The organism is Loigolactobacillus bifermentans DSM 20003, from assembly GCF_001434575.1.
GTDB classification, from domain to species: domain Bacteria; phylum Bacillota; class Bacilli; order Lactobacillales; family Lactobacillaceae; genus Loigolactobacillus; species Loigolactobacillus bifermentans.
Genome location: NZ_AZDA01000092.1, coordinates 92022 through 105815, shown reverse-complemented (window position 1 = coordinate 105815; position 13794 = coordinate 92022). Strand labels below are relative to the sequence as shown.

General features: G+C 44.7%; 10 protein-coding genes. 7 read left to right on the top strand and 3 right to left on the bottom strand.

Going from position 1 to position 13794, the window contains the following annotated elements; genetic code table 11:
* A partial coding sequence (locus FC07_RS10690; protein WP_057905097.1) for an LPXTG cell wall anchor domain-containing protein occupies positions 1-1866 on the top strand: 1866 nt, incomplete at its 5' end.
* A gap of 118 nt (positions 1867-1984) precedes the next feature.
* Here the strand turns inward: FC07_RS10690 and FC07_RS10685 are convergent.
* The 3 genes from FC07_RS10685 to FC07_RS10675 form a co-directional block, all read right to left on the bottom strand.
* Positions 1985-4048, bottom strand: coding sequence for a KUP/HAK/KT family potassium transporter (locus FC07_RS10685; protein ID WP_057905096.1), 2064 nt, complete (start codon positions 4046-4048; stop codon positions 1985-1987).
* A 168-nt stretch (positions 4049-4216) separates the two neighbouring features.
* A complete protein-coding gene (locus FC07_RS10680) occupies positions 4217-5554 on the bottom strand; it encodes a C1 family peptidase (protein ID WP_057905095.1) in 1338 nt (445 codons plus the stop codon).
* A 46-nt stretch (positions 5555-5600) separates the two neighbouring features.
* Positions 5601-5891: a GNAT family N-acetyltransferase gene (locus FC07_RS10675; protein WP_057905094.1), complete on the bottom strand. Its 291-nt coding sequence runs from the start codon at positions 5889-5891 to the stop codon at positions 5601-5603.
* 180 nt (positions 5892-6071) lie between these two features.
* On the opposite strand from FC07_RS10675, the gene FC07_RS10670 reads away from it, so the two are divergent.
* The 6 genes from FC07_RS10670 to FC07_RS10645 form a co-directional block, all read left to right on the top strand.
* A complete protein-coding gene (locus FC07_RS10670) occupies positions 6072-6611 on the top strand; it encodes a dCTP deaminase/dUTPase family protein (protein WP_057905093.1) in 540 nt (179 codons plus the stop codon).
* Between the two features lie 105 nt (positions 6612-6716).
* Complete coding sequence (radA, locus tag FC07_RS10665; RefSeq protein ID WP_057905092.1) at positions 6717-8087, top strand: DNA repair protein RadA; 1371 nt, start codon at positions 6717-6719, stop codon at positions 8085-8087.
* A 23-nt stretch (positions 8088-8110) separates the two neighbouring features.
* Positions 8111-9247 carry a PIN/TRAM domain-containing protein gene (locus tag FC07_RS10660; RefSeq protein WP_057905091.1) on the top strand — a complete coding sequence of 379 codons (1137 nt, stop codon included), beginning with the start codon at positions 8111-8113 and terminating at the stop codon, positions 9245-9247.
* Between the two features lie 124 nt (positions 9248-9371).
* Positions 9372-10868, top strand: coding sequence for a glutamate--tRNA ligase (gltX, locus tag FC07_RS10655; protein ID WP_057905090.1), 1497 nt, complete (start codon positions 9372-9374; stop codon positions 10866-10868).
* Between the two features lie 251 nt (positions 10869-11119).
* Entirely contained in the window at positions 11120-12526 is a 1407-nt protein-coding gene (gene cysS, locus FC07_RS10650) for a cysteine--tRNA ligase (RefSeq protein WP_057905089.1), read from the top strand.
* Positions 12527-12698: 172 nt separating this feature from the next.
* A partial coding sequence (locus FC07_RS10645) for an RNA-guided endonuclease InsQ/TnpB family protein (RefSeq protein ID WP_057905088.1) occupies positions 12699-13794 on the top strand: 1096 nt, incomplete at its 3' end.

The window sequence follows — 13794 nt, the reverse complement described above, 5'->3', positions numbered from 1 at the left end:
ACACCGACAACAACCACCATCACGCCAACCAATGGGGTAAATCAAGTGGTTTATGTGCCAAATCCAAATTACGGGACGGTAGGTACGAACGAGACGCCAACAGATGGCAGTATTGTAAGTGATCCAAGTCACGTCTACGAAAAAGACGTTCAACCAGCAGGTGTCAACACAGAAGGCCAAACTGTTACGGTTACCCCAGTTGATTTAAGTGGTAATCCGCTATATGGCCAAACGCCAATCACAATACCAGGTGTGGCAGGCTATGAGATTCAAGTGCCAGATTTAGCTGGGTACACACCAACGATGACGACTATCACGCCAACTAACGGTGTGAATCAAGTGGTTTACGTACCGAATGAAAATTACGGGACAGTAGGCGAAAATAATGTACCAGCAGATGGTAGTATTTTGAACGACCCAGATCATGTTTATCAAAAGGTAACGCAGCCAGATGGCGTCAATACGGAAGGTCAAACTGTTACGATTACACCGGTTGATTTGAGTGGCAATCCGCTGTACGGCCAAACACCAATCACCATACCAGATGTGGCAGGTTACGAGATCCAAGTACCAGATTTAGCTGGGTACACACCAACGACAACCACCATTACGCCAACCAATGGTGTGAATCAGGTTGTTTATGTGCCAAATGAAAATTATGGGACAGTAGGTACAAATGAGACGCCAGCAGATGGCAGTATTGTGAATGATCCAGATCATGTTTATCAAAAGGTAACGCAACCCGAAGGTGTCAACACAGACGGGCAAACTGTCACGATCACACCAGTTGATCTGAGTGGCAATCCGCTATATGGTCAAGCACCAATCACAGTACCAGGTGTGGCGGGTTACGAGATTCAAGTGCCAGACTTAGCTGGCTATACATCAACGACGACCACCATTACACCAACCAATGGTGTGAATCAAGTGGTTTACGTGCCAGAAACAAATTACGGGACAGTTGGTACAAATGAGATGCCAGCAGATGGCAGTGTTGTGAGTGATCCAAGTCACGTTTATGAAAAGAACGTTCAACCAGCCGGCACCTCAATTGATATGAACGCCGGTCACGCATTGCCAGATGATATGGCGGACGTATCGAACACGCATGTCTATGAAAAAGACGTTCAACCAGCCGGTACTTCAATTGACATGAATGCTGGCCACGTATTGCCAAACGACACAGCAGGAGTGTCGAATACGCACGTTTACGAAAAAGTAAACGTTAGTACGCCTGAGGTTAACTGGCAAAATAGCACCGTGATCATTACACCAGTGGATGCCAACGGGCAACCTATAAAAGGCATTGCACCGATTCAAGTAACCGGTGTTGCTGGTTATCATGTACAGGTGCCAAGCCTGCCAGGATATACGGCACAATTAACCACAATTGTGGCAACTAACGGTGCAAATCAGGTGGTTTATATCCCGAATCGGGTCACCGGAACGGTGGTATTGCCTAGTAATTTAGGGGGCCAAGTTGTGACAGGCGTGACCGGTAGCGTTGGGGATGTGATTCAGGTCTCCGTACCACAAATTGCAGGCTATACAGCCGATTGTGCAACGGTATCAGTTCGAATCGAAGCCAATGGTAAGTTAACGCCATTAGCAGCCGTTCATTATGTGGCACAACAGCGCACTAAAATCAGCACCACAACAGCAACAGCGGTTACCCAACATGCCACTGCATCAGCAACACAGGCAACAAAGCATCACAAAATCAGTGCTTCAGCGTCAGCACAACAATTGCCACAAACTGGGTCATCGACCACTGAGCCAACCACTTTGGTTGGGTGGGCCGTACTTGGTTTAACAGCCGGACTTTTCGGTTTCTTCGGTAAAAAACGCCAAAAAGAAGACGATTAAGATCAGCAAGTAGTCATCAGCCAAATGGTTGATGGCTATTTTTTATGCCTAGCATGATAAATACCGAAGAACCCCACTGCGAAGCAATACTAACGCTTCACAGTGGGGTTCTGATTGTTTATTCTTCTTCACCAGTATCAGAAGGTGGAATTTTATCTAAATGATGAAGTTCGCGTAACTTGTGGAAATAGGTTTTACCTAAGACCAGCGGCACGTGTTCGATCATGGTGTCCGCGTACTCTAAGCCAAACCATTTGATCGGTGTTAAGGCGATTTTTTGTAAGAATAGCCGCGCTTGAATAATCGCCTTTTCCCAGCCGTTGATCTGGGTTTCCGGTGATAGATCTTCATGGATCATCACAAAGGAGAAATCGCCGACTGCCCGATCGGGAATGGTGGTGTACTGTTGCGGTTGTCGTGGTAGCTTGCCATTTTTCATCATTTCGGTAATGACTTGGCGTAAGAAGACGTTGACCCGCTGTTCCATGCGGAACCCTAAGTAAAGCTGAACGTTGACCATATAGTCGGTGCCAAACATTTCCGTGGTGTAAGCCGCTGTGTAAGGCTCATCGGTAACGTTAACGGTGACGAACCAGTAAACCTCAGCCCGTTTCGGGCGTTTGTCTAGAATCGAATAGAGAATTTCTTTTTTAATGCGATATTTATCTTTCACCCGGGTCATGTAAACCAAGTTGGTGGTAAATAGTGGGTAACTGGTATCTTCTTTTAATTGCTTTAACTGGTTTTTATAAGCCAGTAATGAAACGTCTTCGGTGCGGTAAGAGTTGTTGTTTTTTAAGTAATCGCCGTATTGCCAAATGAACATAATGGCAACTAACGCGAAGGCGATAAAGGCGGTGACATAGCCACCGTGTAAGAATTTCGCCGCTGATGAAATGAAGAAAATCGTTTCGATTGAGCCGAAAAACAAGACCATGAGCCAAGCTAAAATTGGGTTGGCCTTTTTGCTGCGTAAATATTGATACAACAACAACGTGGTCATCAACATGGTCACCGTAATGGCCAACCCGTAGGCCGCTTCCATGTGCGAAGACGTTTGGAAGAATAGGACCACGGCCAAGCAAGCGACCCACAAAATCAAATTAACCGCTGGAATATAAAGCTGCCCTTTGGTATTGGTGGGATAGACAATGTGTAAGCGGGGTAAGATCTTCAACCGAATGGCTTCAGAAACCAACGTAAATGAGCCGGAGATCAACGCTTGCGACGCGATAATGGCGGCTAACGTAGCCATGATAATGCCGAATAAGCGCAGCCAGCTGGGCATGATCTCGAAAAATGGGTTAAAGTCGTTCAGGTGATTGTAGCGGGTGACATGGGCGTTGTTAATGATCCAAACCGCTTGACCAAAGTAATTCAAAACCAAGCAGATTTTCACATAAGGCCAACTGCCGTAAATATTGCCGCGGCCCACATGGCCGAGATCAGAATACAACGCTTCCGCCCCAGTTGTGGCCAAGAACACACTGCCTAAAATGAAAATGCCGACTTTATTGTCGGGGCTCACCAGCAAATGGAAGGCGTAATAAGGGTTCAGGGCCTTTAAAATACTAGGGCTTTGTACAATATAACTCAGCCCTAACACGCCGATAAAGGTAAACCAAAGCAACATGATTGGCCCAAACGCTTTCCCGATTAAACTGGTCCCAAACCGTTGAATGAAAAACAGCAGGGAGAGAATGATCATGGTCCAAATAATCACGGTTTCTTGGTTGGTAATGGGAATATGTTGCCCAATTTGAACGCCTTTCAGGCCTTCGATCGCAGTGGTGACCGTCACCGCTGGGGTGAGCATCCCATCCGCTAGCAACGCCGCGCCCCCAACCATAGCCGGGACGATCAGCCATAGCGCGCGCCGGCGAATCAAGGTGTACAAGGCGAAAATCCCACCTTCACCTTTGTTATCAGCGCGTAACGCAATGCCCACATATTTAACGGTGGTGAGCAAGGTGATCGTCCAAAAAATCAAAGAGACACTGCCGATCACAAAATCAGTATTAAAATGCCCCATTCCACCATTACCGGCAATAATTGATTTCATGACGTAAAGCGGGGAGGTTCCAATATCACCATAGACCACGCCAAGCGTCACTAAAAGCCCGCCTAACGTCATTTTATTGTGTAGACGTGCTTTTTCAGATTGTTCTTTAAATGTTTGCATTGCAAAGCCTACCTTTCGCTTTATGTATCATAAAGCGGTGTTCAGGATAATCTTAAAAAAGTATTATCAATGGTACATTATATAACGGTTTGGACCAAAAAAACATTGTAAATCAAAAAAGCATCTTGTACAGAGCGGATTTCTGTACAGGACACTTTTCAAAAACGCTTAGTGGCTGGCTAAAGCCCCCATTGGATCCCAAGGTGCTAACACTTTCGGATCCTTCTTGGTGCTGGCCTGTTGGGCATCAGATAAATACTTTTTGTTGATGACGATTTGATAAACAAATTCGTCAAACCAAGCATCACTCATCACGAAATAACCTTTTTCACCGACTTTGTCACCCCAAGAGTTTTCGACCTTCCACTTGGTTGGCTTGCCAGCGACTAAATCAACCCCGGTGATCACCATGGCGTGGGTCATGAGGCTTTCAGCATAGTCTAAGCGTTGCGCTTTGGTTAACCCAAAATCAACGTCGAAGAGGGCATCTTTGTCATAAATCGCAGTATCCATGATCCCGATTTGACGATCAGAAGCTTGGCCCACATCACTCCCGAACCAAACGGCTTCACCATTTTCCAATTGCTTAATGGCCAATTGTTTGAAGTCGTCAATGTTCAAGTTTAAGTGCCGCACTTGGCGTCCGCCCACCACATTGCCTAACATTTCAACCGTGTATAGTTGGTTGTAAGGCTTATCTTCTGTTGGGGCGTTAATGATCGATTGATAATCATCTAAGTCCCAGCCCACATATTTATCGAAAAAGGCCTTTGGCGTTAAGTGTTGGTCAATATGGTACTTTTTGTTATCGTCACGGTATTCGAAGTCAAATTCAACCGGTGGTTCACCTAAGGTGTACGCCAAAATACGGTAAACTTCACCTAACATTTTTTCACGGGCAGTGCTGATCTCGGCGTCACTAGCTTTGTCTTGAACCAGTTGACGTAAGGTAACCGCGTCTTTCCGTAATTTTAAGTTTAATAACCCATTTAATTCGCTGGACTTACTGCTGCTGTAAGTTTCAGGCATGGCATACTTCGGCACAATGCCATATTTGTCGATCAAAGCGGTGAGCATATCCCATTGGCCACCATCTTGTTGTGGGGTGGTTAATAAAAAGGCCACTTTTCGACTGCTAGTTGGTTCAGTTGCTGTGGCAAGGATATTTTCATAGAAGTAATTTGACTTTTCAAATTTGTCCCAGAAAAAGGTATAGTTTTGGGATAATTCAAAATCCTTTAGGTTAAACTGGTCCGCTAATGAGCGGCGCATGGTGTTCAAGGCAGCAAACATCCAGCAACGACCACTTTGTTTTTGATTGGCGACTTTTTCAGCGTGTAAGTCGATGGAGAAAGTCTGCGCCATTTTGGCTTTTGCGGCGGTACTTTCACTGGTGGCGTTAATGCCGTTGTTCATCACGGCACGTTGTAGTGCACCAGCACTAGGTTTATTGGCAAGCGCTTGTTTAAATTTGTTGATCGTTGCTTCTGAAATTGGTTGAGACAATCGAGTCACTACTTTCTTTTAAAATATTAACGTCAGATACCCGGCATTATGAACGCGCTGAGTCAGCGAGTAGCGCTTGGTATTCGGGTTTGCGCTGGAAAAAGGCTTTGGCGTAGGAACAGATCGGATCAATTTTAACGTTGTTGGCTTGGGCTTTAACGATCACAGCTTTGATCAGTTGTCCAGCGATTCCTTGACCACGGTGGTCGTCGCGGACAAAGGTATGATCGATGGCGTAGACTTGACCGTCGTGCAAAGTTTGATAAGTCACTTCTGCCACTAAGCGGCCTTGCGCATCATCATTGAAAAAACGGCCTGGTTCACATTGGAATTCCATCTGGAAAACCTCACTTTCTATTGAGTAATCATGGTTTAATTGTTATTTTACGTAATTCTGTGAGGAAGCACAAGCAAGGTGGCCTTAACATTTCATTAAAAGCAGTTGAAAAGCCGCCGCAAGCGCTGAAATAAATGCTATGATAGGACGATATTAAAAAGTGATCATGGAGGTTAGGACATGCAACAACGAGGGTTTGAAATTGTCAGTCGGTATCAAGAGGCGGGGTTACAGTTGCCACAACGGGCGACTAAGCAAGCGGCTGGGTATGACTTTGCGGCGGCTGAAGACTTTACCTTACCATCTATTTGGCGTGGCAATTTTTTGAAGTTATTGTGGCAAATTCGGTATCAAGACCAGGTGAGCGCAGATGATATTGCGGCGGCTGATCATGTTTTAAAGCCTTACTTGGTGCCAACGGGGATCAAGGCTTATATGCAGCCAGGTGAATATTTGCAATTGGCCAATCGTTCCAGTAATCCGTTGAAGCACGGGTTAGTGTTGCCCAATGGTGTTGGGGTGGTGGATGCTGATTATTACAACAATCCGAAAAATGAAGGCGAGATCTTTTTCCAATTGGTGAACTGTAGCACCCACGATATTGTGATCAAAAAAGGGGAACGCTTAGGTCAAGGGATTTTTATGTCTTACTTACAAGCAGATCAAGACAATGGCGGTAATGCCGAACGAACCGGCGGTTTTGGTTCTTCAGGACGCTAAACCGCGTAAGATAGGACTTAAGCCGTATTAAGAATTTCAGAAATATGCTAAAATAAAAGTGGTTTTCAGTTTTATTTTCATGGCATTTAGGATAGGGGTGAGTGCTTGGCTAAAGCAAAAACACAGTTTATTTGTCAAAATTGCGGCTACCAATCACCGCGGTTTTTAGGGCGGTGTCCCAATTGTGGCGCTTGGAACCAAATGGTTGAAGAACAGATCAAAACTGAGAAACAGCAAGTCAACGGCCATACGAATTTAGCCGGTCGGGTGGTTAAACCAGAACTGATGGCCCAAGTGACCTTTGAAAAAGAACCACGCATCAAAACCAAACTCAATGAATTAAACCGTGTTTTAGGCGGTGGCATTGTGCCAGGTTCCCTGGTGTTAGTCGGTGGGGATCCCGGCATCGGCAAGTCTACCTTGTTGTTGCAGGTTTCCGGTCAACTCAGTCAACTGGGCTCCCGTGTGTTATACGTTTCAGGGGAAGAAAGTGCTTCTCAAATCAAATTACGGGCTGGGCGCTTAGGAGTTTCTGGGCAGCAGTTATATTTATATCCTGAAACGGATATGGGCAGCATTCGCAAACAAATCAATGAGTTGAAGCCAGATTACGTGATCATTGATTCGATTCAAACCATGCAAGTGGCCGAATTAAGCTCGGCTATCGGCAGTGTGTCTCAAATTCGTGAAGTGACGGCGCAGTTAATGCAAATTGCCAAACAAAACCAAATTACGATTTTCATCGTCGGACATGTGACCAAAGATGGTGCTATTGCCGGGCCTAAAATTTTGGAACATATGGTGGACACCGTATTGTACTTTGAAGGGGATCGTAATCGCGCCTTTCGGATTTTACGGTCGGTTAAAAATCGGTTTGGTTCAACCAATGAAATCGGTATTTTTGAAATGCGCAATGGTGGCTTAATGGAAGTTAAAAATCCGTCGGAGATCTTTTTAGAAGAACGACTGGCCGGTGCCACAGGTTCGGCAGTAGTGGTGTCGTTGGAAGGGACCCGCCCGATTTTGGTGGAGATCCAAGCGTTAGTCACGCCAACCGTGTTTGGCAATGCCAAGCGTACTACGGCAGGGTTAGACCACAACCGAGCGGCATTGATCATGGCGGTGTTAGAAAAGCGCGCTAATTTAATGCTCCAAAACCAAGATGCTTATTTAAAGGCGGCTGGTGGTGTCAAGCTAGACGAACCTGCCATTGACTTAGCCATTGCAGTAAGCATTGCCTCTTCTTATAAAGATAAAGAAACCCAATCGACGGATTGTTTTATCGGTGAAATTGGGTTAACCGGCGAAGTGCGCAGTGTCAGTCAAATTGAACCGCGGATTAAAGAAGCCGCTAAACTCGGGTTTAAACGCGCCTTTATTCCGAAAAACAATTTAACGGGGTTAACGTTGCCGAAAGAAATGCAAGTCATCGGGGTGACGACAATCTCCGAAGCGCTGCGTAAAGCATTTAATTAATCAAAAAGTGAGGTGAAGTCAGAATGCGTAAACGCATTATTCAGATTTTATTTGTATTAGTTGGCGGTTCATTAGGAGCGGCGTTTATGCCCTTGATTTGGGGCGCTGTCGGCTTAATGAACTTGCATTACGTGAACAACTTATTAATTGACGTGTTGGTCGGTGCTATTATTTTCCTATTATTGTCTTTTGCCTTATTTATTCCCATTTCACGTGCAATTGATAAGTTGATCAAACGGGCCGAGAATTTTATCAGCGCTCAGACCCCAACTTATATTTTATTTGGGAGTTTAGCCACCATTATTGGCTTGATTTTGGCGAATATTATTTCAATTCCGCTGTATCACATGGACTTCTTTGTCTTCAATATTGTGACGCCGATTGTTTTAATGTTGATTTTAGGCTATTTAGGGTTCCGCGTTGGGACCACGCGCACCGATGATTGGCGCAAGTTATTCCAAAATATTGGTAAAAAACAAACTGTTGAGGCCAATGATGAAAAGGTTTTAGAACGGAAAGCAGACGAAAACTTCCATAAATATAAAATCTTAGACACCAGTGTGATCATCGATGGTCGCATCTATGATATTGCCAAAACCGGTTTTATTGAAGGCACGTTAATGATCCCTAATTTTGTGCTGCATGAATTGCAACTGATCGCTGATTCAGCCGATACCCTTAAGCGGGCCAAAGGACGGCGTGGGTTGGACATTTTAAATGACTTGCAAAAAATGGATGTAATGCCAGTTGAAATGTATGACGGCGATTTTGAAGATCTGACGGAAGTCGATTTGAAATTGATCAAATTGGCCAAACTGCTAGATGGCATTGTGGTCACCAACGACTTCAATTTAAACAAGGTCAGTCAGTTTCAAAACGTGCCGGTGCTAAACATCAATGAATTGGCCAATACCATGAAGCCAGCGGTGATTCCTGGTGATGGGATGACGGTGACGGTGGTGAAGTCTGGGACGGAACGCCAGCAAGGGGTGGCTTATCTCGAAGATGGCACCATGATCGTGGTCGAAGATGGTCAATATTATATGAATAAAAAGCTGGATGTGGTGGTCACCAGCGCGCTTCAAACCGCGGCTGGACGCATGATTTTCGCACGACCATTGCACGCACGCAAAGGAATTCGGGAACATAATAAAGATTAATGATAAAGCGCTGAGATACGCTTTACAAAACAAGCCCCAAACGGGTAAAATGAAAAAGAATGCCAATCGGACATTAGCGGGTTGTTAATGCGATTGGGAAAAAGTAGAAAGAGGCGGAATTCAATTGGCAGATAAAAAAATTCGTGTGCGGTATGCACCGAGTCCTACAGGCCACTTACACATTGGGAATGCGCGGACAGCACTATTTAACTATCTTTTTGCCCGTCATAATAACGGGGAATTTGTTATTCGAATCGAGGATACAGATACCAAACGCAATGTTGAAGGCGGCGAAGAAAGCCAATTAACCATGCTGAAGTGGTTGGGAATGGATTGGGATGAAGGTCCTGATAAACCCGGCAATGTGGGCCCTTATCGTCAGTCAGAACGTAAGGACATTTACTTACCTTTGATTCAGCAACTTGTTGATCAAGGTTTGGCTTATGAATCTTATGTAACCGAGGATGAACTTGCAACCCAACGTGAGGCCCAAAAAGCACGGCATGAAATGCCTCATTACGTTGATGAATATGCTGGCTTAAATGCGGACGAAAAGGCGGCTAAAATCGCTGCTGCAAAAGCAAAAGGCGTCCAACCAGTGATCCGGTTTAAAGTCCCAGTTCACAAAAAGTACGAATTTGATGACATGGTCAAAGGTCACATTGAATTTGATTCAGATTCAATTGGCGGCGACTTTGTCATTTTGAAGCGTGATGGGATGCCAACTTACAACTTTGCGGTGGTTGTGGATGATCATTTGATGAAAATCACGCACGTCTTGCGTGGGGACGATCATATTGCCAACACGCCAAAACAATTGATGATTTATGAAGCTTTAGGTTGGGAAGCCCCAGTCTTTGGCCATATGACCTTGATCATTAATACGAAGACCGGTAAGAAATTATCAAAGCGTGATGAAGATACCTTACAATTTATTGAACAGTATCGTGAATTAGGTTACTTACCAGAAGGCATGTTTAACTTCATTACCTTGTTAGGCTGGTCACCAGTTGGTGAAGATGAGATCTTTAACCAAAAACAATTGATCAAAATGTTTGATCCAAATCGTTTAAGCAGATCACCTGCGAAATTTGATGCGAAGAAGCTGGAATGGGTCAACAACCAATACATGAAGCAAACCCCTAGCAGTCGGGTCACAGATATGGTAATCTATCAGTTAATCAAAGCAGGTCGTTTGCCTGCAGATCCTGATAGCAAGACTATTGAATGGGCACGGACGTTAACCAGTTTGTACCATGATCAAATGAGCTATGCCTCACAAGTTGTGGAAGAATCAGAAGTCTTCTTTAATGAACCACCTAAATTGGACGAAGCCGCTTTGAAAGAAATGGCAGCTGAAACAGCACCAACGGTTTTGAAGACATTTTACAAGTTGATCCAAAACGTCAAGATCTTTGACGCCACTGAGATCAATGCGACCATTCAAGCCGTCCGTGGCGAAACGGGCGTTAAAGGCCGGCAATTATACATGCCAATTCGAATCGCGACGACACGTGCGTCGCATGGTCCACAAATTGCTGAAGCCATTGAATTATTAGGCCGTGAAAAGGCATTGCACCATATTCAAGTGACGATGACAGAATTAGGCATTCAAGAATAAGGCCAAGAAGAAGTAGCGCGATGAAACTTTACAGAGAGTGCTGGGGCGCTGAAACAGCATAAGTGCAGGACGCCAAATGCATCTTGGAACAATTGACTGGGAACAAAGTATCAGTCAGCGGTGGCGCCGTTAGCACCTCAAGGGCGGATCTTTTGATGCGCTAAAAAGAAAGTGGAACCACGCTTTGCGTCTTTCGTCAGCTGACGAAGGGCGCTTTTTGTTATCGTGCTGTTGTTGAAAGAAGGGAAAACATGCTAAAAGTTTACAATACATTAACACGTCAAAAAGAAGTGTTTGAACCCATTACGCCGCATCAAATTAAAATGTATGTGTGCGGCCCAACGGTGTACAACTACATTCATATTGGCAATGCCCGGTCAGTGGTGGCATTTGATACCATTCGCCGCTACTTTGAATTTCGCGGCTTTGCAGTGACGTACGTGTCTAACTTTACAGACGTAGATGATAAAATGATTCGGCAGGCCGCTGCGGCGGGCTTAACGGTACCGCAGTTGGCAGATAAGTACATTAACGCTTTTAATGACGATACCGCCGCGTTAAATGTTGAACCGGCCACGTTGCACCCACGCGCAACGGATAATATTCCGGCGATCATTGACTTTATCCAAACCTTGATCGATAAAGGCTACGCTTACGCTGTGGCAGGAGATGTGTATTATCGGGCCCGGAAGTTTGCGGCATACGGCCGTTTATCAGATCAAAACATTGACCAATTAGAACAAGGCGCCAGTGAACATACGGCAGATGAAGAAACAGCACGCAAAGAAGATCCAATCGACTTTGCCTTGTGGAAGAATGCCAAACCTGGGGAGATTGCTTGGCAAGCGCCTTGGGGCACTGGACGGCCGGGCTGGCACATTGAATGCTCCGTGATGGCCACGAAGTATTTAGGTGAAACCATTGATATTCATGCTGGTGGTCAAGATTTGGAATTTCCACACCATGAAAATGAGATCGCCCAAAGTGAGGCCAAAACTGGCAAGCCATTTGTCCATTATTGGTTACACAATGGGTTTGTGACCATTGGGGACGATGATCAAAAAATGAGCAAGTCCTTAGGTAACTTTGTGACGGTTCACGATTTACTGAAACGGGTTGACCCACAAGTTTTGCGTTTCTTCATGGCCACCACCCAGTACCGGCGGCCGATTCGTTATAGCGAGCACACCCTGAAAGAAACTGAAAATAATTTAACCAAGTTGCGCATCGCCTTTGATAATTTAAGTTATCGTGAAAAGGATGCGGTAGCTGGTGCAGATGCAACGATCACGACGCAATTAGAACAGCTAGCAGCTGATTTTATTGAGGCCATGGATGATGACTTTAACGTGCAAAATGGCATGAGCGTGGTTTATGAGTTGGCGAAGCTGATGAACCAATACAGCACCCAAGCCACCGTGCAATGCGACACGATCACAGCCTTGAAAGCAGCCTTTACTCAATGGTTGGCCATTTTTGGGGTTACGTTTAAAACCACCGCTTTATTAGATGATGAAATTGAACAGTTGATCCAAGATCGCAAACAGGCGCGGGCAGACAAAGATTATGCCAAAAGTGATGCCATTCGCGATCAATTAAAAGCGGAGGGTATCGTCTTAGAAGACACCGCCCAAGGCACACGTTGGCGAAGGAGCTAATAGCTGTTAACAAAAACATAGCATAACATCGAATTAATCCGAAACATGTCATTCATAGAGATTGATTTAAAAATGTAGATATGAATGAAACTCAAAACTAAAATAGCAGAACAGTAGACCTTTTCATTAAAACCCTGTATGGTGAAGCTGATCACAAGAGGGGGGTATCGAGATGATGCAAACAGTAAAAGTCAGATTATATCCGAATGCCACTATGCGCCGTATTTTAGCGCAACTCTGTGATTATCGCCGTTATTGCTGGAATCAAGGTCTTGCCATTTGGGATGCAATGTACGATAGTTCGCAAATCATGGCTGATAAGAAATTGCGCCCCACTGCGCGTAAAGTGCGTGACGAATTAGTCGCCAATAAGCAAGACTGGCAATATCAGTTGTCTGCGCGCTGTTTACAATTAGCCATTACTGATCTAGGCAAGGCTTGGCAAAACTTCTTTGACCAAGCCTTGCCAGACTGGGGGAAGCCACGGTTTAAATCCAAAAAGGCACCTCGTCAAGGTTTTAAAACGGATCGTGCCAAAATTGTTAATGGTCGATTACGCTTGGACAAACCTCATGGTATAGCGAGTTGGTACGACATCCCATTCCGGGGTGCGCGTCATTTAATCGGTACTTTAAAAGTAGTTTCCATTTATCGTGAGAATGGTACCTACTGGGCAAGCTTGCCGTTTGAAGTCGCTGAAGTTACGTCCAAGCCTAAAACAAGACAGGTAACTGGAGTCGACGTAAACGTTGGTCACTTGAACTATACCGGTGGTATTTTTAACGCCTGTCCCCAGCGGTTACAACGACTTTATCAGCGCATTAAACATTATCAACGTTTATTAGCTCGTAAACGTGTGGTAAACGGTCGCATCAAAGGTATTAAAAGTAAAAATTACGCCCAAATGAAAGCCAAGTTACAGCGTAGTTACCGAAAAGTGGCCAATATTCAACACGATTTGATACAGAAATTTACCACCCATCTGGTAAACCAGTACGATAAAATCGTGATTGAAGATTTAGATGTGAAAAAAATGCAAATGACCCATATTGCTTCAAAAGGTTTACAGCGTTCTTTGTTCGGCTATTTTAGACAAGTTCTAACTTATAAGTGTGACTGGTACGGCAAAACATTACTTTTAGCGGATCGGTATTATCCCAGTACCCAACGGTGTTCTAATTGCGGACACGTTAAGCAAGGCATTGATAGAATTGGCTTGCACGGGAATACTAAACATCAAACAAAACACCACGAATATGTTTGTTATG

What these genes read in the sequence shown, in the direction of transcription:
- FC07_RS10685 (WP_057905096.1), bottom strand. Translation starts at nt 4,048, where the DNA reads ATGCAAACATTTAAAGAACAATCTGAAAAAGCACGTCTACACAATAAA.
- FC07_RS10675 (WP_057905094.1), bottom strand. Translation starts at nt 5,891, where the DNA reads ATGGAATTCCAATGTGAACCAGGCCGTTTTTTCAATGATGATGCGCAA.
- FC07_RS10670 (WP_057905093.1), top strand. Translation starts at nt 6,072, where the DNA reads ATGCAACAACGAGGGTTTGAAATTGTCAGTCGGTATCAAGAGGCGGGG.
- FC07_RS10660 (WP_057905091.1), top strand. Translation starts at nt 8,111, where the DNA reads ATGCGTAAACGCATTATTCAGATTTTATTTGTATTAGTTGGCGGTTCA.
- cysS (WP_057905089.1), top strand. Translation starts at nt 11,120, where the DNA reads ATGCTAAAAGTTTACAATACATTAACACGTCAAAAAGAAGTGTTTGAA.